Annotated in this window: 19 protein-coding genes and 1 tRNA gene; 8 read left to right on the top strand and 12 right to left on the bottom strand. The window is 73.2% G+C overall.

The genetic code is table 11. The annotated features are described in order from the left end of the window. Positions 1-163 precede the first annotated feature (163 nt). Positions 164-1,072, bottom strand: coding sequence for a universal stress protein (locus PV789_RS00440; protein WP_274975653.1), 909 nt, complete (start codon positions 1,070-1,072; stop codon positions 164-166). 107 nt (positions 1,073-1,179) lie between these two features. After that, positions 1,180-3,246 carry a MinD/ParA family ATP-binding protein gene (locus PV789_RS00435; RefSeq protein WP_274975652.1) on the bottom strand — a complete coding sequence of 689 codons (2,067 nt, stop codon included), beginning with the start codon at positions 3,244-3,246 and terminating at the stop codon, positions 1,180-1,182. Between the two features lie 180 nt (positions 3,247-3,426). Here PV789_RS00435 and PV789_RS00430 point away from each other — a divergent pair, with 180 nt between their 5' ends. Then, the gene (locus PV789_RS00430) at positions 3,427-4,401 is read left to right on the top strand and encodes an NAD(P)H-quinone oxidoreductase (RefSeq protein WP_274975651.1); all 975 of its coding nucleotides are present in this window, start codon (positions 3,427-3,429) and stop codon (positions 4,399-4,401) included. 33 nt (positions 4,402-4,434) lie between these two features. After that, on the top strand, positions 4,435-4,980 hold the full coding sequence (locus PV789_RS00425; RefSeq protein ID WP_212642001.1) for a bacterial proteasome activator family protein: 546 nt from the start codon (positions 4,435-4,437) through the stop codon (positions 4,978-4,980). Positions 4,981-5,077: 97 nt separating this feature from the next. Here PV789_RS00425 and serS read toward each other — a convergent pair whose 3' ends face one another. Then, positions 5,078-6,349: a serine--tRNA ligase gene (gene serS, locus PV789_RS00420; RefSeq protein ID WP_274975650.1), complete on the bottom strand. Its 1,272-nt coding sequence runs from the start codon at positions 6,347-6,349 to the stop codon at positions 5,078-5,080. Between the two features lie 111 nt (positions 6,350-6,460). Between serS and PV789_RS00415 the strand changes: the two genes are divergently transcribed. Continuing rightward, positions 6,461-6,634 (top strand): mechanosensitive ion channel, encoded by a 174-nt coding sequence (locus tag PV789_RS00415; protein ID WP_274975649.1) that lies wholly within the window; start codon positions 6,461-6,463, stop codon positions 6,632-6,634. Between the two features lie 128 nt (positions 6,635-6,762). Here PV789_RS00415 and pheA read toward each other — a convergent pair whose 3' ends face one another. The 7 genes from pheA to PV789_RS00380 all read right to left on the bottom strand — a co-directional run bounded on the left by pheA (position 6,763) and on the right by PV789_RS00380 (position 13,742). Further along, positions 6,763-7,710 carry a prephenate dehydratase gene (gene pheA, locus PV789_RS00410; RefSeq protein ID WP_274975648.1) on the bottom strand — a complete coding sequence of 316 codons (948 nt, stop codon included), beginning with the start codon at positions 7,708-7,710 and terminating at the stop codon, positions 6,763-6,765. A 101-nt stretch (positions 7,711-7,811) separates the two neighbouring features. Continuing rightward, positions 7,812-9,086: a DUF4446 family protein gene (locus PV789_RS00405; protein WP_274975647.1), complete on the bottom strand. Its 1,275-nt coding sequence runs from the start codon at positions 9,084-9,086 to the stop codon at positions 7,812-7,814. Positions 9,087-9,122: 36 nt separating this feature from the next. Further along, positions 9,123-9,971, bottom strand: a complete 849-nt coding sequence (locus PV789_RS00400) for a glycosyltransferase (protein WP_274975646.1) — start codon at positions 9,969-9,971, stop codon at positions 9,123-9,125. An 11-nt stretch (positions 9,972-9,982) separates the two neighbouring features. After that, positions 9,983-10,339, bottom strand: coding sequence for an STAS domain-containing protein (locus tag PV789_RS00395; RefSeq protein ID WP_013156254.1), 357 nt, complete (start codon positions 10,337-10,339; stop codon positions 9,983-9,985). A gap of 108 nt (positions 10,340-10,447) precedes the next feature. Beyond that, positions 10,448-11,062: an ATP-binding protein gene (locus PV789_RS00390; protein WP_274975645.1), complete on the bottom strand. Its 615-nt coding sequence runs from the start codon at positions 11,060-11,062 to the stop codon at positions 10,448-10,450. 124 nt (positions 11,063-11,186) lie between these two features. Then, positions 11,187-13,172 (bottom strand): sensor histidine kinase, encoded by a 1,986-nt coding sequence (locus PV789_RS00385; RefSeq protein WP_274975644.1) that lies wholly within the window; start codon positions 13,170-13,172, stop codon positions 11,187-11,189. A gap of 237 nt (positions 13,173-13,409) precedes the next feature. Then, entirely contained in the window at positions 13,410-13,742 is a 333-nt protein-coding gene (locus tag PV789_RS00380) for a rhodanese-like domain-containing protein (protein WP_274975643.1), read from the bottom strand. Between the two features lie 78 nt (positions 13,743-13,820). Here PV789_RS00380 and PV789_RS00375 point away from each other — a divergent pair, with 78 nt between their 5' ends. Beyond that, entirely contained in the window at positions 13,821-14,348 is a 528-nt protein-coding gene (locus PV789_RS00375) for an SSI family serine proteinase inhibitor (protein ID WP_274975642.1), read from the top strand. A gap of 385 nt (positions 14,349-14,733) precedes the next feature. Here the strand turns inward: PV789_RS00375 and PV789_RS00370 are convergent, their stop codons facing one another. After that, the gene (locus PV789_RS00370) at positions 14,734-15,357 is read right to left on the bottom strand and encodes a TenA family protein (RefSeq protein WP_274975641.1); all 624 of its coding nucleotides are present in this window, start codon (positions 15,355-15,357) and stop codon (positions 14,734-14,736) included. 350 nt (positions 15,358-15,707) lie between these two features. Between PV789_RS00370 and PV789_RS00365 the strand changes: the two genes are divergently transcribed. Continuing rightward, positions 15,708-18,128, top strand: coding sequence for a beta-xylosidase/alpha-l-arabinosidase (locus tag PV789_RS00365; protein WP_274975640.1), 2,421 nt, complete (start codon positions 15,708-15,710; stop codon positions 18,126-18,128). 570 nt (positions 18,129-18,698) lie between these two features. Here PV789_RS00365 and PV789_RS00360 read toward each other — a convergent pair. After that, positions 18,699-18,781, bottom strand: a tRNA-Leu gene (locus tag PV789_RS00360). A 230-nt stretch (positions 18,782-19,011) separates the two neighbouring features. Between PV789_RS00360 and PV789_RS00355 the strand changes: the two genes are divergently transcribed. The 3 genes from PV789_RS00355 to PV789_RS00345 all read left to right on the top strand — a co-directional run bounded on the left by PV789_RS00355 (position 19,012) and on the right by PV789_RS00345 (position 21,898). Beyond that, positions 19,012-19,779, top strand: a complete 768-nt coding sequence (locus tag PV789_RS00355) for an FHA domain-containing protein (protein WP_449411439.1) — start codon at positions 19,012-19,014, stop codon at positions 19,777-19,779. Positions 19,780-20,036: 257 nt separating this feature from the next. Beyond that, positions 20,037-20,552, top strand: coding sequence for an FHA domain-containing protein FhaB/FipA (locus PV789_RS00350; RefSeq protein ID WP_200904095.1), 516 nt, complete (start codon positions 20,037-20,039; stop codon positions 20,550-20,552). After that, positions 20,549-21,898, top strand: a complete 1,350-nt coding sequence (locus PV789_RS00345; RefSeq protein WP_274975639.1) for a Stp1/IreP family PP2C-type Ser/Thr phosphatase — start codon at positions 20,549-20,551, stop codon at positions 21,896-21,898. Before PV789_RS00350 ends, PV789_RS00345 begins: the two co-directional genes overlap by 4 nt. The last annotated feature ends 1 nt before the right edge of the window (position 21,899 follow it).

The following is a 21,899-nucleotide window of genomic DNA, read 5'->3' as shown; positions in this document are numbered from 1 at the left end:
CGCTGTCCATCATCGCCGGGGAGGACGGCCGTCCCCGGGAACGGCACGGTTCCGCATCGGTCGCCTGCTCTCCCCGGCCGCCCACTTCCCTCAGGCCGCCGTTCTCCCCCGATCGCTCCCCTCGCTCGTCCGCACTTCCCTCCGGTCACTCCCCCTCCACCGGTCACTCGTCCTCCGCCAGCGGCGGCAGGACGGCCACGGGCACCGGCGCGTGCCGCAGCACCCCCTGGCTGACCGATCCCATCACCAGTCCCCGCACGCCTCCGCGTCCGCGCGAGCCCACCACCAGCAGGTCCGCGTCCCGGCCCGCCTCCAGAAGGGCGTCCACGGGGTTGGCCTGCGTCCTGATCGCACTGATCTCCAGGTGCTCGGTCCGCTCGTCGACCACCTCCGTGAGCAGGCCCGCGACGATCTCCTCCGACTGGCGGTCGAACATCTCCTCGTGCAGGGCCCGGGCATCGGCGGCCAGCGACTCGGCGTCCGCGGGCATCGGCACCTCCCAGCTGTTGACCACCACGACCTCCGAGCCGCTCGACAGCGCCTCGTGGAGGGCGAAGCGCAGCGCGCGGCGGGAGGACTCGGACCCGTCCACGCCCACCACGACGCGGCCGCGCCGCGGCGGCGGCTTCTCCTGGTTGGGAACGACCACCACGGGACAGGGCGCGTGGGAGGAGGCGCGCACGCTGATCGAGCCCAGCATGATCGCCCGGACCCCGCCCAGGCCCCGTGACCCCACCACGACGACGTCCTCGGGCAGGGCGTCGTTGAGCAGGACCGCGGGCGCGTCCTCCGACGCCAGGACGGTCGCCACGTCCAGGCCGGGCCGGGACCGGTGCGCGTACGCGGCGCCCGCGGTGAGCAGGTCGTGCCCCGCCTCCCGCTGGTCCTCGACGGCCGTGCGCCCGGCAGCCCCGTAGGCGCCGATGACCACCGGCATCCCGAGGCCGTGCACGATCCGCAGCTGTGTGCCGCGCCTGGCCGCCTCCTCGGTCGCCCAGACCAGGGCGGCGTGGGAGGCGGGTGTGCCGTCCACGCCGACCACGACCGCGGGCGGGCGTTCCTGTGCGTTCATCCCCAACCCCTTCCCCCTCGCCCTTCCCCTGTCCGGAAGCGGGCCCCGGAAAACCAGGGCGGGGGCGGGGGAGGGGCCGCGCGCGCCGTGCCCCGCCCGCGACCGCATCACCTCTGCCAGGCGAACGCCTCCCCGACCGACGCGGCCAGCTGGAGGTAGGCGTCCCGTGTGGCGGGGGCGAGCCGTTCGAGGTCCACCTCCGCGCCCTCCTCCAGGTGCCCGTCCCAGGGCACCCGCACCACGTCGCGGCACCGGCCGGAGAAGTGCTCCTCCAGCCGGTTCAGGTCCACGCTGCTCTTGCTGTCGGAACGCACCATCGACAGCACCACCACGGCGTCGCGGACGAGGCCGCCGTGGCCGTGCGCCTCCAGCCAGTCCAGGGTGGCGCTGGCGCTGCGGGCCCCGTCCACGGACGCCGAGCTGACCAGGACGACCTGGTCGGCCAGCCCCAGCACCCCGCGCATCGCCGAGTGCAGCAGGCCGGTGCCGCAGTCGGTGATGCAGATGGAGTAGAAGTGCTCGACGATCCGGGCGACCTCGCGGTAGTCGGCGTCGCTGAAGGCCTCGGAGACCGCCGGGTCGCGGTCGGAGGCCAGGATCTCCAGTCGGCTGGGCGCCTGCGAGGTGAACCCGCGGATGTCGGCGTAGCGCGACACCAGATGGCGCTCGTTGAGCAGGTCGCGGATGGTCGCCGCGGTCTCCAGCCGCACCTTGTCCGACAGCGTGCCGCGGTCGGGGTTGGCGTCCACCGCGAGCACCCGGTCGCCGCGCAGGGAGGCCAGCGTCGCGCCGAGGGCGACCGTGGTGGTCGTCTTGCCCACCCCTCCCTTGAGGCTGAGCACGGCCACCCGGTGGTGCCCGGCAGCCACGGGTGTGCTCGCTCGGGCCACCAGTTCGCGCTGGCGCAGCACCTTGGCCGACTCCCCCGGGTTGACCAGACCCAGGGTGGCGGCGTGCACGGCACGGCGCCACCCGCCGCTGGGCCCCTGGCGCCGGTTGCGCACGAGGGTGGCCGCGTTGAGCGCGTCTGAGGTCTGCCGTTCCTGTTCGGGGCGCCGGTCCGGTGAACCCGGGGGAGCGGGCGGCGGCGGTGGCGGCGCGAGGTCGGCCCGGGGCCCGGTGAGCGCGGACGGCGGTTCGGGGGTGCGGGACGGCGCCGGACGGGCGGGCTCGCCCGGCGGCGACGCGGTCCGGAACGGCCCGGAGTCCTCATCCAGCCACGCGCCCAGCCCCGTGTCCCGCGCGGTCCGGCGCTCGGAGTCCGTGCCCGGTCCCCCGTCTCCCGGTCCCCGGACGGGGCCCGAACCGGGTGCCTGAAAGGCGAGCGGACCCGATCCCGTCTCCGTCGGAACCGGCTCCGTGGTGCGCGGTCCGCCGCGTGCGTCGTCGCGCTCGTTCTCCAGGGGAGGCAGCTGCTCCGGTTCGGGCACGTCGGGGTCGGGGCGCAGCCTGCGGGGCGCCAACGGGTCCTCGCCCGGACGGGTGGGGCGCTGGAGGCGCTGCCGCTGCGGGCGTCTGCGCGCGGCTCCCGGCACCAGGCGAACCGTGCCCTCCTCCTCGCCGTCGCCGTTGTCGTCGGCGGCCTCGGCAGCGGCGGCGGACTCGGCGGCCTCCGAACCCGCCAGGAACTCCGAGGGTCCGGAGACCCCGGGGGTCCGCGGGGGAAGCAGGGGCTCGGACGTTCCGGAAGGCCCGGGGGCGCCGGGGCCCTCAGGAGTCCCGGTGGAAACCCCGGGAGCACCGGAAGAGGCCGGAGGAACACCGGCCTCGGGCCCCTCCTGCTCGGGCCCCTCCGGCAGTCCCTCCGGCTCGGGGACGGCGGAAAGCCCCGAAGGCTCGGGAGCAGCGGAGGCCGACCGCTCCGGCTCACCGCCGAACCCCTCCGCCCCGCCCGCCCCGTCCGGCGGAGGCGGCGTGTGGTGCCCCATGCCCAGCAGCGGTGTGTCCTCGGGCAGCCTGGCGTAGGGCGGCGGCGGAGGCGCCTCGCCCTCGAAGCCGCCGAACCACTGGTCGTGGGGCGAGGGCTCGGGCGCGGTCGGCCCCGGCGCGGCGGCATGCGGATCGTGCTCCTCCGGGTCACCCGCCGAGCGGTCGGGTTCGACGTGCTCCCCGGCCGCGGGTCCGGGGCCCGTCTCAGAGCTTCGACCCGACCCGTTGTGTTCCTGGTGTGCCACCGGAGTTCTCCTGCTTGAAGGGGGCGTGCTGTGGAGGGAGGGATACCCCAGCGGGGAAGAGACGGGATCCGCTCCCTGGGATCACTCTTACCCGCCCGCCCCCGCCGAAGCATCCTTACGAGCAGGTGAACAGAGGAATCCGTTGCCTGCCGCGGAACCTCCCCGGGTACTGTCTGGCTCATGCACGCGATCCGTATCAGTGAACCGGGCGGACCCGAGGTCCTGGCCTGGACCGAGGTTCCCGACCCCGTCCCCGGCGAGGGGGAGGTCCTGGTGGACGTGGCCGCGAGCGCGGCCAACCGGGCCGACGTCTCCCAGCGCCAGGGCAACTACCCGCCCCCGCCCGGCGCCTCCGAGTACCCCGGGCTGGAGTGCTCGGGCACCGTCGCCGAGCTCGGCCCCGGCACCGAGGACTCGGGCTGGTCCGTGGGCGACCGGGTGTGCGCCCTGCTGTCCGGGGGCGGCTACGCCGAGAAGGTCGCCGTTCCGGTGGGCCAGCTGCTGCCGGTCCCCGTGGGCGTGGACCTGGTGGAGGCCGCCGCGCTGCCCGAGGTGGCCTGCACCGTGTGGTCCAACCTGGTGATGGTCGGCGGCCTGCGCGCCGGGGAGACCGTCCTGGTCCACGGCGGCGGCAGCGGCATCGGCACCTTCGCGGTCCAGTTCGCCCGCGCCCTGGGCGCCCGGGTGGCGGTCACGGCGGGCAGCGGGGAGAAGCTGGAACGCTGCCGTGAACTGGGCGCGGAGATCCTGATCAACTACAAGGAGGAGGACTTCACCGAGCGCGTGCGCGAGGCGGGCGGCGCGGACCTCGTCCTCGACATCATGGGCGGCTCCTACCTGGACGCCAACCTGCGCTCGCTGGCCACCAACGGCCGCCTGGTGATCATCGCGCTGATGGGCGGGCGCCGCGCCGAGGCCGATCTGGGGCGTATGCTCGCCAAGAGGCTCTCCGTCCACGCGACGACCCTGCGTTCCCGCCCCCTGGAGGAGAAGGCCGCCATCGTCTCGGGAGTACGCGAGCAGGTGTGGCCGTTGGTAGAACAGGGAGTCGTCCGCCCCGTCGTCGACCGCTCGGTCCCGATGCGGAACGCGGCGGAGGCGCACCGCGTCATGGAAACGAGCGCGCACACCGGAAAGATCCTTCTTCCCCGTTGACGGCGTGCCGGTGACATCCACGTAAGGGGACTGATGAGCAGCGCAGAGAACCCGGAGGAGCAGGCTCGGATCCTGGTCATGGGAACCGACCGCGACGGGGACGGCGAGGAGGGCGCGGAGGAGCCGCGCACCCTCGCCGACATGGTGGAGCAGCCCGCCAAGGTGATGCGGATCGGCAGCATGATCCGGCAGCTCCTGGAGGAGGTCAAGGCCGCTCCCCTGGACGAGGCGAGCCGGGCCAGGCTCAAGGAGATCCACACCTCGTCCATCAAGGAGCTGGAGGACGGTCTGGCCCCCGAGCTGATCGAGGAGCTGGAGCGGCTGACCCTGCCGTTCGCGGAGGGCGCGGCACCCAGCGACGCCGAGCTGCGCATCGCGCAGGCGCAGCTGGTGGGCTGGCTGGAGGGGCTGTTCCACGGCATCCAGACCACCCTGTTCGCCCAGCAGATGGCGGCCCGCGCCCAGTTGGAGAACATGCGCAAGGCCCTGCCGCCCGGCGTCGCGGGTCTTCAGGCCCAGGGGCCCGGCGTCCCCGGCGGCCTGGACGAGGAGCGGCACGGCTCCGGCCCGTACCTGTAGCGCCGAACGAGGAGCCCGCCCCCGGCCGGGGCGGGCTCCTCGTGTGTCCGGCGCCGGGGCCCCGCGGCCCGGGTGTAAGGGTGCCGGGCCCCGGGTGCTACCTGCCCTTGGCGACCGGCTCCAGGACGTCGCGGCCCAGGTAGGGGCGCAGCGCCTCGGGGACCACCACGGAGCCGTCCTCGCGCTGGTGGTTCTCCAGGATGGCGACGATCCAGCGGGTGGTGGCCAGCGTGCCGTTCAGGGTGGCGGCGAAGCGGGGCTTGCCGTCCTCGTCCCGGAACCGCACGTTGAGGCGGCGGGCCTGGAACTCGGTGCAGTTGGAGGTGGAGGTCAGCTCCCGGTAGGTCTCCTGGGTGGGGACCCACGCCTCGCAGTCGTACTTGCGGGCGGCGCTGGTGCCCAGGTCGCCGCCGGCGATGTCCACCACGCGGTAGGGCAGCTCCAGTTTGTCCAGCATCTCCCGCTCCCAGGCGAGCAGCCGCTTGTGCTCCTCGTGCGCCTGGTCGGGGTGGGTGTAGACGAACATCTCCACCTTGTTGAACTGGTGGACGCGGATGATGCCGCGGGTGTCCTTGCCGTAGGAGCCCGCCTCGCGGCGGAAGCACGGCGACCAGCCGATGTAGCGGTTGGGCAGGGCGTCGGCGGGCAGGATCTCCCCCGAGTGGTACCCGGCCAGCGGCACCTCGGAGGTGCCCACGAGGTAGAGGTCGTCGGCGGGCAGGTGGTAGACCTCATCGGCGTGCGAACCGAGGAACCCGGTGCCCTCCATGGTCTCGGGCCGCACCAGCACCGGCGGGATCATCGGCGTGAAGCCCGCCTGGACGGCCTGGTTCATGGCCATGTTGAGCAGCGCCAGCTCCAACTGGGCGCCCACGCCGGTGAGGAAGTAGAACCGGGCCCCGGAGACCTTGGCTCCCCGCTCCATGTCGATGGCGCCGAGCATCTCGCCCAGCTCCAGGTGGTCGCGCGGGGTGAAGTCGAACGAGCGGGGGGTGCCGACGGTCTCCAGGATCCTGAAGTCGTCCACGCCGCCCTCGGGCGCGCCCTCCTCCACGAGGTTGGGCACGCCGGACAGGAGGGCGTCCAGCTCGTCGGCGAGGCGGCCCGCCTCGGCCTCGGCCTCCTTGACCTCGGCGGCCATGGCCTTGGCGCGGGTCAGGAGTTCCTCGCGCTCCTCCGGGGAGGCCTTGGAGACGGACCTGCCCACGCTCTTCTGCTCGGCGCGCAGGGTCTCGAACCGGGACAGCGCGGAGCGGCGGTCGGCGTCGAGCCCGAGCAGGCGGTCGGCGACGGAGGGGTCCTCCCCCCGTGCCCGCTGCGAGGTGCGGAGTCGTTCGGGGTCTTCTCGAAGAGCGCGAAGGTCGATCACGTCTTGCAGGTTACCGTCCGGGCCCGATCCTCCCGACATCTTTTCCGCAACCGCGTCATGGACGCCCGCTGACCTCGTCCTTCACGTGAAAGACCGAGGAGGGGGACGATCGTGAAGCCGTTGAACGAGATGACCGCGGAGGAGCTCAGCAGCGCGCTGGAGGTGCTGGGGGCGACGCGTCCTGAGGACTTCGCGCTGAGGCTGGCGCTGTGCCTGGAACTGGACCGCGCGGACGCGGGGGAGGATGTCCGCCGGGGCGTCCCGAGGGAGGTGGTCCGGGCCTGAGGACCACCGGTCCCGGGGGTTCGTGGGGAGCGTGAACCCGGGACCGGGCGGGAGCGGGCGGCCAGCGGTCGGGGCCGCCCGCGCTTGAGCGCCGCGTGGGGAGCCGTCCGCGGAGCCGGGGCCCGGCCTCAGTCGACCCGGCCTGCGCGGATGCGCGCCAGCCACTGCTCGGCCTCGGCGAAGTCGGCGTCGGTGGCCGGTCGGGGCCGCAGCGGCGGGTCGTTCTCGGTGGTCCGGCCGCTGCGCGGGTAGCTGCCCAGGAAGCGCACGTCCCGGCAGACCCGCCGGATGCCCATGAGGGCCTCGCCGACCCGGGCCTCGGCCACGTGTCCCTCGGCGTCGATGCAGAAGCAGTAGCTGCCGAGCCGGTCGCCGGTGGGGCGCGACTCCAGCCGGGTGAGGTTGACCCCGCGCACGGCGAACTGGTTGAGGACCTCGATCAGGGCGCCGGGGTGGTCGTCGGCGATGAAGGCGACGAGCGAGGTCAGGTCGGCCCCGGTGGGCCCGGGCAGGGCGCCGGGCCGGGACAGGTAGATGAAGCGGGTGGCCGCGTCGGAGCGGTCGCCGATACCGGAGGCCAGGGCGTGCAGACCGTAGCGCTCCCCGGCGATCACGGCGCAGATGGCCGCGTCGTAGGGGGCGCCGGGCTCGGAGACGGCGCGCGCGGCGGCGGCCGTGGAGGAGACGGTGTGCGTGTCCGCGTCGGGCAGGTTGCGGGAGAGCCAGCCCCGGCACTGGGCGAGGGCGTGGGGGTGGGTGGCCACCCGCTTGACGTCCTCAAGCACCGTCCCGCCCCGCGCGAACAGGGAGAACTCGACCGGGACCGCGGTCTCGCCGGTGACGAGGAGCGGTTCGCCGTTGACGAGTTCGGCGATGGTCGCGGTGACACCGCCCTCGACCGAGTTCTCCAGGGGGACGACTCCGCCGTCGACCGCGCCGGAGCGGACCGCGTCGAAGACCGCGGCGACCCCCTCGCAGGGGACGCGGGCCTCGTCGGGCGCGTCCGGACGCAGATTGCGCAGCGCGGCTTCGGTGAAGGTGCCCTCGGGGCCGAGGTAGGCGTAGCGGTTGGGCATAACACCAGGCTATACGGACCGGTGCGCCGGGTGCGGCGGTTCGGGACGCGGCGCGGGCCCGTGTCCGGGGCCGGACCGGAGTCCGGGCCGTGTCGGAGCGGTCACCTGCGCGCCTCCGACGCGGAGGCGTCCGCCTCCCGGGCGCCCTCCCCGCCGGTCTCCTCGTCGGCCGGGGCCTCCGGGCTCGGCCGGGCGGCCGTCGCGTTCCCGGTGGCCGGGCTCCCGGTGCTGCCCGCCGCGGTGGCGGAGGGCCCCGGTCGCACCGTGACGTTGGCGGAGGCGATCGGCCTCGCCGCTCCGACGCCCGAACGCACGGCCGCGACGGGGGGTCGGCGGTCGGCGCCGACGCGCCCGATGGTCCTGCGGATCACGGAGACGAGGCCGCGGGGCTCCTGCTCCTCCCGGTCGCCGCCCGGGACTGCTGGGTTTGACGGGACCGACGGAGCAGTTGAGGCGGGCCGGACGGCCGGGGCCGCGGAGGCGGCCTCTCGGCCGTCGTCCGCGACCTCAGAGGCGACCGGGGCTTCGGGGTCCGCAGTAGCCCCGGTGGCCGGAGCACCGTGCTGATCACCCGTGGCGTTGGAGAAGACCGGAGCGGCGTTCGGTGCCTCCCGGTCGCCGCCCGGGGCGGCTGAGGCTCCCGTGCCGGTTGAGGCTGGCATGACCTCGGAAGCCTCTCGGTCGTCATCCGCGACGGGTTCGGTGGCGCGGGCCGTCCGTGCTGACGGGCCCGCCGGAGCCGGTTCGACGTTCTCCCGGGTCGCGCCCGTGCCGTTCGGGACGGTCGAGGCTGCCGGGGCTTCCTCGCCCCGCTCCCGGACCGGGCCGGCGTCAACGGCCTCCGCGTCCTCACGCGCGCCCCGCTCCCCGTCCCGGGACGACAGGGATCCGGGCTCCTCCCGGGCGGCGGACGGGGGCGTCGGACGGCCCCCGGCCGAGGACACCGCCTGCGCCGAGGGGCTTCCCGCGGTCGCGGCGGCGCCGACGCCCTCCCCCAGGCGGGCCGACCTGACGACCCGGTACTCCTCCGGGCTGAGCAGGGTGTCGCACTCCCCGCCCACCACCGCCTTGGCGTACGTGCGCGACTCGGTGCGCCCGTTGATGGAGGTGACGACGACGCCGTCGCCCTCGCTGTTGAGCAGCGCCAGGGAGAAGGAGCGGGCGCCCGACATCTCCTCCAGGGCGTCGTAGTGGAGCACCGCCACGTCGCGCACGGCGAAGGGGTCCACGCCCGAGGCGCTGACCGCGGCGGCCCGCTGGGCGAGTGCCCGGGACTCGCTGCCGACCACACGGGCACTGGACAGCGCGTGCCAGCCGAGGGCGAGCGCGCCCAGTCCCGAGAGCATTCCCGTCAAAGCCAGGATCGTAGTGAACACGGAGCGAGCGTATAGCTACACAGTGCACCCATGTGGCTACTTCGGGCGGTTTCTCCAAGTCATGTGCCCGATTTTGCGGGACAGTTGCCGTCCCGCCGTGCGCGTGCGCTCACGGGTGCGGTCCCACCCGCGCCGCACGGTGGGCCGCAGTTCGCGCACCGCCAGGGCCCTGGCCACGTCCGCGAACTGGTGGGCCCGGTGCAGCTGAGCACGCAGGTCGGTGCCGGTGGCCCGGTGCTCCAGCGGCACCTCCACCTCCAGGACCCGGTAGCCCGCCCTCAGCACGTCGATGGTCAGGCCGGTCTCCACGCCGAAGCCGGGGGCCAGCGGCCTGGCCGCCTCGAAGGCCGCGCGCGTGAGGCAGCGCTGGCCGTTGAGGGGCTGCTCGGGCTCCCACCCGGTGGCCTTGCGGACGCCGCCGCGCGCGAGGCGCACCACGAACCCGTGGCCGCCCAGGCGCATGCGGGTCGCGGGGAAGAGGGCGATGGTCATGTCGGCCTTGCCGTCGCGGACCGGTTCGACGAGCGGCGCCGCCTCCGCGGCGGTCGCCTCCAGGTCGGCGTCCAGGAACAGCAGGTGTCGGGGGGAGCGCGGGGTCCCGTCCCCCGCCTCGTGCTCCTCGATGAGCCGGACGCCCTCCGCGCCCGTCTCCATCGCGGCCCCCTTGCCGCGGTTGCGGCTGTGCCTGATCACCCGGGCCCCGGCGTCGAGCGCGAGCTCGGCCGTGCGGTCGGCGGAGCCGTCGTCGACCACGACGACCAGGTCCACCCCGGGCAGTGCGCGGGCGGCCTCGACGGTGCTGCCCACGCGCACCGCCTCGTCCTTGGCTGCGATGACCACGGCGATCGCGGTCCCCTCGGGACCGGCGCCCTCCCCACGAAGCACGCGCGTCCCGTCTACTGGGCGGTGCCGGTTCCCGCGGCCACCGGCAACGCGTCGAGGTCGGGGTGGATGACGAACACCGCGTCGAGCCCGGTCACCTCCAGGACCTTGGTCACCGCGGGCCTCGGAGCCACGAGTTCCAGGTCGCCGTCCTTGTCGCGGGAGCGCTTCATGGCGGAGAGCAGCACGCTGATGCCGGTCGAGTCGCAGAACTCCACCCGCGACATGTCGACGACCAGCCGTCGCGCCCCGTCCTCCAGGGCTCCGATGAGCTCGTCACGCAACTGGGGTGCCGTGTACAGGTCGATCTCACCGCCAACGGTTACCACCGCGACGTCTTGCTGAGACCGGCTTGATATCTTCAACTCCACAGTCGTGACTGTAGCGGCCCCACCAGCGCCGGGCCACCTCGTTGGCGGTGTTTCGCGACATCGGTGACGTTCCTCCGCGGTGGCGGCGCCGCCGTGCGGCGGCCTCCCTCAGAGCAGGGCGCTGCGGGCCCTGGTGTCCTCGGCGGCGCCCAGCCGCAGCTCGACGACGTCGGCGGCGTCCGGGTACGGGTTCGCCCCGAAACCCTCCGGCAGCCCCCGGGTCGTGTCCTCCTCCTCGGCGGCGGAGCCCTCGGCGGGGATCTCCAGGACCGCCCACACCGTGGTGGTGGTCGCGTCCATCTCGGTGCCCCAGCGGCCGGACAGGGACTGGACGATGCCCAGGCCCCGGCCGCCCAGGCCGGAGACCGAGGGCCGCGCCACCCGGGGCATGGTGCTGGAGCCGCCGTCGCGTACGGCGATCTCCACCCAGCCGCACGCCCCCGACCCGCGGTCCACCTCGGCCCGCCAGGACACGCCGACGCTGTCCTCGGGGTTCTCGGGGGTGGGCAGGGGGCGGGCGTGGCGGAGGGCGTTGCTGACGAGTTCACTGAGGACGAGGGCCGCGTCGTCCACGCACTCCTCGCTGACGCACATGGCGCGGAGGTCGCGGCAGAGCCGCTGCCTGGCACCGGCCACGGTGGCGGGGGTGTGGGGGAGCGTGACGCTCCGCTCGACCTTGTGCGGGCTGTCCCCCGCGTCGAGTGGGGTGTGGTCTCCTGACACGTCGAAATCCCTGCGCGTTGGTGCTTTCTCGGGCCGTCCGGAACCCGCCCGATGTGTGCCAGCGAATTCCACCAGGGGTGGAAATGCCCCGTTCACCTCGGGAGGAAACCCACCGCGAGGTGAATCACGGTGTACGGCTCGCACGTCGGCGCGGGGATCGCTGACGGGACAGGGGTTCGGGGGTTGGTGAGGTTTTTGTTGTCTCCTGGGACTCAGGTTGCCTGTGGAGCGGTTCGCCGCGTGCAGAGGCCCCCTCGCCCCCGCCGGAGTGCAGCGGCACGGTGAACCGCATGCGCGTCCCGCGCTCCAGGCGCTGGGCGGTCACGTCGCCGCCCTGGTCCCTGGCCAGCTGGCGCACGATGTAGAGGCCGAGACCGAGCCCGCCGAAGCGGGACTCCTCACCGCGCACCCCGGACTGCACGAAGCGGTCGAAGATCCGCTCCTCGTCGCCCGGGCGCAGGCCCACGCCCTCGTCGTCGACCACGACCGCGACGGCGTCGCCCTCCTCCCGCGCGCTCACGCGCACGGCCCCGCCCCGGGGCGAGAACTTGAGGGCGTTGTCCAGCAGCTGGTCCATGATCATGCTCGTGGCCAGCGGGTCTCCCGCCGTGGGCGGGAGGCCGGGCAGGTCGTCCAGGGTGACGTCGTGCCGGTCGGACAGGGGCCGGAAGGCGCTGACCGCCTGCCGCAGCACCTCGGGCAGGTCGAACCGTTCGCGGCCGACCCGCATCTCGCCGCGCGCCACGTCCGAGCCCAGCTGGAGCCGGTCCACCAGCGCGGCCAGGGCGGAGGAGCGCTCCGCGATGGTGCCGACGGCCTGGTACTGCGAGTCCGGGCTGAGCCGGGACCACTTGCGCAGGAGGGTGGTGGCGTAGCCGTGGATGACGGTGATGGGTGTGCGCAGCTCGTGTCCGCTCGTGGCCAGGAACTCCTCGCGCTCGTCCTCCATGGCCTTCTGCGCGGTGATGTCGCGGAAGTCCACCACCCACTCGTGGGTGCGCGGGATCTGCGCCATCAGGATCTCCAGCCAGCGGCCGTCGCGGAGCTTGTGCTTGACGGGCTGGCCGTGGCAGGCGGGCAGCGGGAAGGGCGGGTGGCGCCCCTCCATCACCTCGGCCGGGTAGCCGGTGAGCTCCACCGCCGACCGGTTCCACTTGCGCACCCGGCCGCCGAAGTCGAGCACGGCGATACCGTCGGCGCTGGAGTCGGCCACGGCCTGCTCGTGGACTCGCTGGCGGTTGAGCTCCTCGTAGGCCAGCGCGTTGCCGATCGCCACCCCGGCGTGCGCGGCGAGCAGTTCGAGCAGCTCCAGCTCCACGTGCCCGACCTTGCGCTGGCTGTAGAGCGCGTAGAGGGCGCCGTAGGGGCGGCCGTGCACGTTGGACACGCCCAGCGCGATGGTGTGCAGCCCGGGCAGGTCGGCCCAGACCAGGTCCTGGAGGCCGCGGGTGTCCTCGTTGGCCAGCAGCACGGACTTGCCGCTGCGCAGCAGCTCACCGAACAGGCTGTCGTCCAGCGCCGAGCTGAACCCCTGGAGGTCCTCCGACAGCTCCGAGATGCTGACCAGCTCCACGCGGTCCTCGTTGAGCAGGACGAAGCCGCCCGCGTCCGCCCCGGTGAGCTCGGTGATGCCGCGGGAGATGCGGTCGAGCACGGTCTTGAGGCTGAGGTCGGCGTTGATGTCGACGACCACGTCGGTGAGCCGCCGCACGAGACGGGCCCGCTCCATCGCCGAGGAGCGGGCCTGCACATCGCTGTCGGAGGGGTAGAGGTTGAGCACCCACCCGGCCACGCCGCCGTCGGCGCCGGGCACCCGGTTGGTGTTGATCCGCACGTCGACGACCGCGCCGTCCCTGCGCACCCGGCGGGTGTGGATGGACAGCGGGGTTCCGGCGCGCACGTGTTCGAGCACCGCGCCGTGCTCGGCCCTCAGCTCAGCGGGGACGATCGGCAGCTCGCCCCCGAGCACCTCCTCCGCACGCCAGCCGAACAACCGTTCGGCGGCCGGGTTCCAGAGGGTGACTCGGAGTTCGCTGTCGACGCAGACCACCGCGTCCGCTGATGCGGCCAGCACGGCTTCGGCGCTGAGGGGCGCGCGCTCGGAACTCACGACGTCATAGTGCCACCCGGGAGCGGCCCGGGGGCAGGGCTTTGCGCAATCGGAGCCAAATCGGCTCCGGCGCGCTGGGTCGTGTTCCTCGGACCATTTCGGGCTCGCGACCACCGGGCTGCCTCTCGCTGCACCGGTTTCGCTTGAAAAGCCAACCAGGCTGACCTGCGCGAACCGTCTTGCGAGAGATTACCCGGACGGCCGCTCGCTGATCCGAAAGCCTCCGCGGAACACTCCCTAGATCACCCGGGGCTCCGCGCCGCCCTCCGCGGCCATGTCGCGTCCGGCGTGCTGCCAGGCCTGCATGCCGCCGGAGACGTTGACCGCGTCCCACCCGGCCTGGTTCATCGCCGCGACGGCCTGCGCCGAGCGGCCGCCCACGCGGCAGACGACGTAGACCCGCTGGTCGCGCGGGATCTCGCCCGCGCGCTCGTTGAGCCGGCCGAGCGGGATGTGCGTCGCGTCGGGCGCGTGGCCCGCGTTCCACTCGTCGTCCTCGCGGACGTCGAGGAGGTAGGCGCCCTCGGGCACCTCGGTGGCGTTGGCCTCCGGAACACCGCTGCCGAACATGTGACCCCCTGTATCCGTGTACTCCGAAAAATGTGAGAATCGGGGGAACCCGTCGGAAACCCCCCGCGTCCGAACTGTATGGCTCAGCACACCTTCGCGACGGCCCTGCCGGTCCGCCTCGCCGCCCTCGCAGCCCTTGGCCTGCTCCTCACGGCCTGCGGCAACGAACCCGCCGAGGTGAACGCACCCGAGTCCGCACCCGACGACACCAGCTCCTCCGCCTCCGACGCGGCCTCCCCGTCCCCGGGGGAGACCGGGGACGGGGAGGCCGAGACCAGCCTCACCATCGAACGCACTCTCAGCGGGGACGAGGGCCTGGAGCCCGCGGAGGGCTACGAGGAGGGGGTGTGGACCCTCACCTGTTCCCCCGCGGGCGGCGACCACCCCGACCCCGAGGCGGCCTGCGCCGAGATCGAGGCGGTCGGCACCGGCCCCTTCAGCAGCGGCGACACCTCCGACATGATGTGCACGATGCAGGTGGGCGGCCCCGAGGTCGTCCACGTGACCGGGCACGTCGGCGGAACCGAGGTCGACACCGAGTTCAACAAGCGCAACGGCTGCGAGATCGAGCGCTTCGAGACCCTGTCCACGGTGCTCAACCCCTGACTGGGGCGGCACCCGACGGCAGAGCGGGGAGCCGGGCCGCGCCGCCCGGCTCCCCGTCGCGCGTGCGCCGTCCGTCCACAGGCAGCGGAAGGGGATCGCCTCCGAAGGGCCGACCGGGAAACCATGGACACGGGGGCGTGTGAGGCGCCCGTCGGCGGAACCTGGTCCCCCCGCATCAAGGCTAGGCGCCGACCGACAAGCGACACCAGAGCGTTCTCTGTGCTGTGGACAACCGCGGGCTCCCCGTCGCGCGTGCGCGCGGACCGGGTGGGAGTCGCCGGCCCGACCGCCCCGGAGCCGAACCCCGTCGCGCGTGCGCGCGGACCGGGTGGGAGTCGCCGGCCCGACCGCCCCGGAGCCGAACCCCGTCGCGCGTGCGCGCGGTTCAGGCGGTGCGCGCGGTGTGCGGCGTGTCCCAGAAGGCCACCTCGTGGCGCATGCCCTCCAGGAAGAGGCGCTCGGCGCGCGCGGGCTCCGGAGCGGCCTCCTCCAGCATCCTCCCGTAGTGCCCGGTGAGGGTGGTGAACTCCGGGTCGGCGTAGGTGTCGACCCACCGGCGGTAGCGCGGCTCCTCCGGGCGGCTCTCGGCGAGCGCGAGCCCGAGCTGGTTGTAGCCCCACATGCACGGGTACACCGCGGCGAGCCCGTCGCGGTAGTCGGCGGCGGCGTCGAGCAGCCAGGCGGTGTAGGCCGCGCACGCCGGGCCCTTGTCCCGGGTGGTCAGGTCGGCGCCGAACTCCCCGGACAGGGAGCGGTGCAGCTCCAGTTCCTCGTTGAGGGTGCTGTGCGCGATGCCCACCAGGTCGGCGAGGTGTCCGTCGGGGGCCTGCCAGGCCAGCCGGGAGAAGGCCCGCGCGTAGTCGAGCAGGTAGAGGTGGTCCTGCTCCAGCCAGTACCGGAAGGCGCGCTCGTCCAGGTCGCCCCGGGCGATCCCGGCGACGGTCGGGTGCGCCAGCTGCTCGGCGACCAGCGGCCGCCCGATCTCATGGAGTCGTTCGAGAATTCCCACGCCCGAAGTGTCCCATCCGCCCCTTCGGAGATTCCGGGCGGCCCGGACGGCCCGGGCGGCTGCCCCCGGCCGCTTTCCCGAAAGTTTCGGGCCTCATCGGATTCCCCTGGACGTGCCTGACGAAACCCCTTCTCCGCTGTCGGCAGGCCCTCTTTTCGGCACTGCAGGTCACCACCTTCCTGTGACGTATATCTCTCACGGGGGTTGACCTGCCTACCGCGACTACGTACATTCTCCGTCAGTAAGTTTCGATACTAGACTCGAAAGTTTCGGAATTCCATGGCGCGCGGGCCACCATCCGGACACACCACTCCCCCGCATCCCCACTGAGCACAGAAAGGCCCACCCACATGACCGGACCCTCGGAACACGTCGCGGACCGGGAGGCCGCCGACGACGGTTGGCGGAACCCCTCCCTCCCCGGCGCGACGCGCGTCGAGCGACTGCTGGGATCGATGACCCTGGAGGAGAAGGTCGCCCAGCTTCACGGTGTGTGGGTGAGCGCGGACGCCTCCGGCGAGGCCGTCGCACCGCACCAGCACGACCTCACCCAGGAGCCCCCCGCCTGGGAGGAGGTCATCGAGCACGGCCTCGGCCAGCTCACCCGGCCCTTCGGCACCGCCCCGGTCGATCCCGCCGCCGGCCGGGCGTCGCTGGCCCGCAGCCAGCGGGAGATCATGGCCGCCAACCGCTTCGGCATCCCGGCCCTGGCCCACGAGGAGTGCCTGGCCGGGTTCGCCGCCTGGACCGCGACGATCTACCCGGTCCCCCTGGCCTGGGGCGCCAGCTTCGACCCCGAACTGGTCGAGCGGATGGCCGCGCAGATCGGCGCGAGCATGCGCCGGGTCGGCGTCCACCAGGGCCTGGCCCCCGTGCTGGACGTGTCCCGCGATCCCCGCTGGGGCCGCACCGAGGAGACCATCGGCGAGGACCCCCACCTCGTGGCGACCGTGGGCACCGCCTACGTGCGCGGCCTCCAGTCCGCCGGGATCGTGGCCACCCTCAAGCACTTCACGGGTTACTCGGCCTCCCGCGGCGGCCGCAACCTCGCGCCGGTCTCGATCGGCCCGCGCGAGTTCGCCGACGTCCTGCTGCCCCCCTTCGAGATGGCCGTGCGCGACGGAGGCGCCGGGTCGGTCATGTCCGCCTACAACGACAACGACGGGGTGCCCGCCGCCGCGGACACGCGCCTGCTCACCGGCCTGCTGCGCGACCAGTGGGGCTTCGAGGGCACCGTGGTGGCCGACTACTTCGGCATCGCCTTCCTCCAGACCCTGCACCGCGTCGCCGACTCCGCCGAGCGGGCCGGCGCCCTGGCCCTGACCGCGGGCGTGGACGTCGAGCTGCCCACCGTGCACTGCTACGGCGACCGGCTCACCGCCCTGGTCCGCTCGGGCGAGGTGCCCGAGGAGCTGGTCGACCGGGCCGCCCGGCGCGTGCTGACGCAGAAGTGCCAGCTGGGACTGCTCGACGCCGACTGGTCTCCGGAGCCCGGGGACCCCGCCGTCCCCGTGGACCTGGACCCCGCCGAACACCGCGCGCTGGCCCGCGAACTCGCCGAGCGCTCGGTGGTCCTGCTCTCCAACACCGACGACGCGCTCCCCCTGGCCGACACCGGGGGCCTGGCCCTGGTCGGCCCGCTCGCCGACACCGCCGACGCCGTGCTCGGCTGCTACTCCTTCCCCGCCCACGTGGGCAGGCGCCACCCCGGCACCGCCGTCGGCGTGGAGATCCCCACCCTGCTGGAGTCCCTGGGCGCCGAACTGCCCGGCGTCCGCGTCGAGCACCGCGCCGGGTGCTCGGTGGACGGCGACTCCACCGACGGCTTCGCCGAGGCCGTGTCGGCGGCCGGGCGCGCCCGGGTGTGCGTGGCCGTGGTGGGCGACCGCTCCGACCTGTTCGGCCGGGGCACCTCCGGCGAGGGCTGCGACGCCGAGGACCTGCGCCTCCCCGGGGTCCAGCAGGAGCTCTTGGAGGCCCTGGCCGACACCGGCACCCCCGTGGTCGCGGTGGTGGTGTCCGGACGGCCCTACGCGCTGGGCCCGGTCGCCGACCGGCTGGCCGCCGTCGTCCAGGCATTCCTTCCCGGCGAGGAGGGCATGCCCGCCGTGGCGGGGGTGCTCTCGGGCCGGGTCAACCCCAGCGGGCGCCTGCCGGTGTCCGTGCCGCGCGCGCCCGGCGGCCAGCCCGCCACCTACCTGGGCCCCGACCTGGCCCACCGCAGCGAGGTCAGCTCGGTGGACCCCGCCCCGCGCCACCCCTTCGGCCACGGCCTGTCCTACACCCGGTTCGTCTGGGAGGACCCGCGTGTGGACGCGGGCGCCGTCCGACCGGAGAAGGTCCCCAGGGTGGGCACCGACGGCGAGGTCACCGTGGGCTGCACCGTCCGCAACGTCGGCGGCGCCGCCGGGACCGAGGTCGTCCAGCTCTACCTGCACGACCCCGTCGCCCAGGTGGCCAGACCCCGCAGACAGCTGGTCGGCTACGCGCGGGTGCACCTGGAGCCCGGGGAGGCTCGGGCAGTGGACTTCTCCGTCCACGCCGACCTGGCCTCCTACACCGGCCCGGACGGGCGGCGCCTCGTCGAACCCGGCCGCCTGGAGCTGCTGCTGTCCGCGTCCAGCGAGGACGTCCGGCACACCGTGCCGGTCCTGCTCGACGGGCCCACGCGCGTCGTGGACCACACCCGGCGCCTGGCCTGCGGTGTCCAGCTCGACCCCGTCGACCGGCCCGGCGGGTCCGACCGGGAGGAGGTCGCCGCACGCGGCTGAGCACCGCTCCTCCGACCGGATCGAGGCCTCACCGGAACGGGTCTCGATCCGCGAACGGCTGGAGTGGGTGACCGAGGGGAGAGGGGGGACCGGGGCTGAGGACACGGGTGCCGGGACCGGGCCGGGCGGGGACGCCCGGCCCGGTCCCGGCCCGTGGTGCGCTCCCTGTCCGGCCGCGGGGCCGGAGGGAGGGACCAGGAGAAGCGGGAAAGCAGTGGAGCGGTCGAACGACCCTCGCCGGGTAACCTGACGCCACCGGGGTACGAAGAAGTCGTGCCCCAAGGCCGACCGCGAGCAGCAACCCGCGCCAACCGGGGGTACGGGGGTCGCCCCCCGAAAAACAGACCGCGGGCTGCCGCGAGCCGACCGGAGGTCAGCGAGCAGCAACCCGCGCCAACCGGGGGCACGGGGGTCGCCCCCCGAAAAACAGACCGCGGGCTGCCGCGAGCCGACCGGAGGTCAGCGAGCAGCAACCCGCGCCAACCGGGGGCACGGGGGTCGCCCCCCGAAAAAGAAACCGCGGGCTGCCGCGAGCCGACCGGAGGTCAGCGAGCAGCAACCCGCGCAACGTGGGCGAGGAGGGATTTGAACCCTCACATCCTTTCGGACACACGGACCTGAACCGTGCGCGTCTACCGTTCCGCCACCCGCCCGAGTGACATGCCATTCAGTTGTGTTGCCAGGTGAACCGGGCTTTTCGGCCGTTTCCCCCTGGCGACATGCATAAGGCTAGCACGGTCTGAAGGTGGGTCGCACACGCTTTTCGGACCACCGGTCCGCGGCCCTCGGGCGGCCGTCCCGGGGGTGTGCCTGAAACCAGGGGCACCTTGACCCGGTTACGATCGTCTACACATACGAAGTGGAGTACAAAGGGAGGTACCTCGTGGGAGTGCTCCAACGCTTCGAGCGCAGGCTTGAGGGCATGATCGAAGGCACCTTCGCGATGGCCTTCAAGTCCGAGCTCCAACCGGTCGAGGTGGCGAGCGCCGTCCAACGTGAGATGGACGAGCGGGCGGCCATCGTCGCCCAGGGCCGCACCCTGGTTCCGAACGACTTCATCGTCGAGCTGGCCAGCAGCGACAAGGAGCGCCTCGAAGTCTACGCCGACAGCCTGGGGCAGGAGCTGTCCAAGCTGGCACGCGACTACGCGACGGAGCAGGGCTACTCCTTCGTCGGGCCGGTCCGCGTGCACTTCAGGTCCGACGAAGGCCTCAAGACCGGCCGCTTCCGCATCCGCTCCGGCGTCGTGCGGGGCACCATGGTCGGCAAGGACGGCGAGGTCCGCCAGCCCGTCGGCGACCCCGGTCCCAGCGGGGGCCAGCAGCAGGCCGGGCGTCCGCGCCTGCTGATCTCCCCCGGCGGCGCCGCCGCCGAGGGCGCCATCGCCAGCCACGGGATGCAGCAGTCCTTCGAGCTGACCACCCCGGTCACCCTCCTGGGCCGCGGCACCGACTGCGACCTGCGCCTGGTCGACAACGGCGTCTCCCGTCACCACGTGGAGATCCGGCTGGACGGCGACGAGGCCGTCCTCGTGGACAAGGGGTCCACGAACGGGACCTTCGTCAACGGACAACAGGTCAGGCAGGCCCGCCTGGTGGACGGCAGCAGGATCAGCCTCGGCCGCACCACCATGACGTTCCGCCGCGACTGACGTCCAGTGGCGGAACCGGAAAACCAACGCGGTTCCGCCGGCGTCTGACAAGGGGCGGGCCGGGCTCAGGCCCGCTGTCGGATATCCGGCCGGGAAGGTAGTCTCCGCGAAGACCTGACCGATCGGGCACAATGGCCGCGGCCGAAGGCCGCGTCCAGCGACCTCGAGACTCACCGACCCGAAGGTGGGCAGACACGGTGGCGGCGCAGATGACCGCCATCCCGGCCGAAGCACGACAGGGGCTGAAGAGCAGTTCGATGTCCAACTTGACCCTCATACTGATCAAGATCGTGTATCTCGCGGGGCTTTGGCTGTTCGTCCTCACCGCGATCGGTGTGATCCGCACGGATCTCTTCGGCTCCAAGAAGAAGCCCCGGAGGAAACCGCGCCCGGCGGCGCCGCGCCGGGACCAGGACCCCTCCGCGTCGTACTCGTCGGCGCAGCCCGCCCGGCCGCCACGGCAGCCCCGCGCGCGCCGGAACGAGCCCACGGCCCTGGTCGTCACCCAGGGGTCGCTCAAGGGCACCAGCGTCGACCTCGCCTCGCAGCCCATCCTCATCGGACGCGCCCCGGACTCCACGCTCGTCATCACCGACGACTACGCGTCCGGCCGCCACGCGCGCGTCTACTCCGACAACGGCCGCTGGTTCGTGGAGGACCTGAACTCGACGAACGGCACCTACCTCGGCCAGCAGAAGCTGAACCGCCCCCAGCCCATCACGGTGGGGCAGCCCATCCGTATCGGCAAAACCGTCCTGGAACTGCGCAAATGACAATCGCTCTCCGATACGCGGCGTACTCCGACGTAGGATGCCTCCGCGAAGGCAACGAAGACTCCGGCTACGCCGGCCAGAACCTCCTCGCGGTCGCCGACGGCATGGGCGGTTACGCGGGCGGCGAGGTGGCCAGCTCCATCGCGATCTCCTCGATCCGCCGCCTCGACTCCGAGCCGCCCCGGTCCGACGAGATGGCCGAGGTGCTCCAGCGCGCCGTCGAGCAGGCCAACGCCTCCCTGTCGCGCAGGATCATGGAGGAGCCCCAGCTGGAGAACATGGGCACCACCCTGACCGCCATGCTCTGGGCCGGTCCGCGGGTGGCGCTCATCCACATCGGCGACTCCCGCGCCTACCTCATGCGCGGCCCCCGCTTCGAGCAGATCACCCACGACCACACCCTGGTGCAGACCCTGGTGGACGAGGGCAAGATCACCGAGGAGGAGGTCGCCACCCACCCGCAGCGCTCCCTCATCCTGCGCGCCCTGGACGGCAAGAGCCCGGTCGACCCCGACATCTCCATCAGCGAGGCCAAGGCCGGCGACCGCTACCTGCTCTGCTCCGACGGGCTCTCCGGCGTGGTCAGCAAGAAGACCATCCACGAGACCCTCGCCACCGAGGCCGACCCGCGCGGCGCGGCCAAGAAGCTCATCGAGCTGGCCATCCGCGGAGGCGGCCCGGACAACATCACCGCGGTCGTCGCCGACGTCATCGAAGCCGAGACCGACAGCGAGGGGCCCACCCGCACCTCCCAGGTGGTCGGCGCCGCCGACCAGCGCCGCGAGAACGTCGACCAGGGCAACGACACACCCGCCAGACGGGCGCAGGAACTGCGCGGGGGATCCGGCGACACCGCCGAGATGGACCCCGTCCGCGACGAGCCCGGCCCGGACGCCTACGCCGCGGCCGGCGCCTACCAGGAGCCCTACAACGGCGAATACGACGACTACGAGGCCCCGCCGGCCGACCGGCGGGGCCGTCCCGAACCCGAGTACCGCCGCAGGCGCTGGTGGCCGATGGTGCTGGTGTTCGTGGTCGTGGTCGCCGTCGTCGCGGGAGCCACGTACTACTTCGGCAGCCGCTACGTGAACAGCCAGTACTACGTGGGCCCCTCCCCCTCGGGGGACACCGTCAGCATCTACCAGGGCATCAACACCGACATCGCGGGCTTCAGCCTGTCGGAGGAGGTGGAGGAGACCCGGATCAGCCTGGACTCGCTCTCGGAGGCCGACCGCGGCTCGGTGGAGAACACCCTGCCCGCGGAGAGCCTGGACGACGCCAGGGCGAGCGTGGACGTGCTGAGCGAGGAGACGTCCGGGGCCCAGGCCGAGGAAGGGTCCGGGTGAG

Source organism: Nocardiopsis camelliae (genome assembly GCF_028993595.1).
GTDB classification, from domain to species: Bacteria; Actinomycetota; Actinomycetes; order Streptosporangiales; family Streptosporangiaceae; genus Nocardiopsis; species Nocardiopsis dassonvillei.
This window is presented reverse-complemented; position numbering and strand designations above follow the sequence as displayed.

Excerpts from the sequence above, each read along its gene's own strand:
- PV789_RS00440 (WP_274975653.1), bottom strand. The coding sequence starts at position 1,072 with ATGAACGCACAGGAACGCCCGCCCGCGGTCGTGGTCGGCGTGGACGGC.
- PV789_RS00430 (WP_274975651.1), top strand. The coding sequence starts at position 3,427 with ATGCACGCGATCCGTATCAGTGAACCGGGCGGACCCGAGGTCCTGGCC.
- PV789_RS00425 (WP_212642001.1), top strand. The coding sequence starts at position 4,435 with ATGAGCAGCGCAGAGAACCCGGAGGAGCAGGCTCGGATCCTGGTCATG.
- pheA (WP_274975648.1), bottom strand. The coding sequence starts at position 7,710 with ATGCCCAACCGCTACGCCTACCTCGGCCCCGAGGGCACCTTCACCGAA.
- PV789_RS00380 (WP_274975643.1), bottom strand. The coding sequence starts at position 13,742 with ATGTTCGGCAGCGGTGTTCCGGAGGCCAACGCCACCGAGGTGCCCGAG.
- PV789_RS00375 (WP_274975642.1), top strand. The coding sequence starts at position 13,821 with ATGGCTCAGCACACCTTCGCGACGGCCCTGCCGGTCCGCCTCGCCGCC.
- PV789_RS00365 (WP_274975640.1), top strand. The coding sequence starts at position 15,708 with ATGACCGGACCCTCGGAACACGTCGCGGACCGGGAGGCCGCCGACGAC.
- PV789_RS00350 (WP_200904095.1), top strand. The coding sequence starts at position 20,037 with ATGTCCAACTTGACCCTCATACTGATCAAGATCGTGTATCTCGCGGGG.
- PV789_RS00345 (WP_274975639.1), top strand. The coding sequence starts at position 20,549 with ATGACAATCGCTCTCCGATACGCGGCGTACTCCGACGTAGGATGCCTC.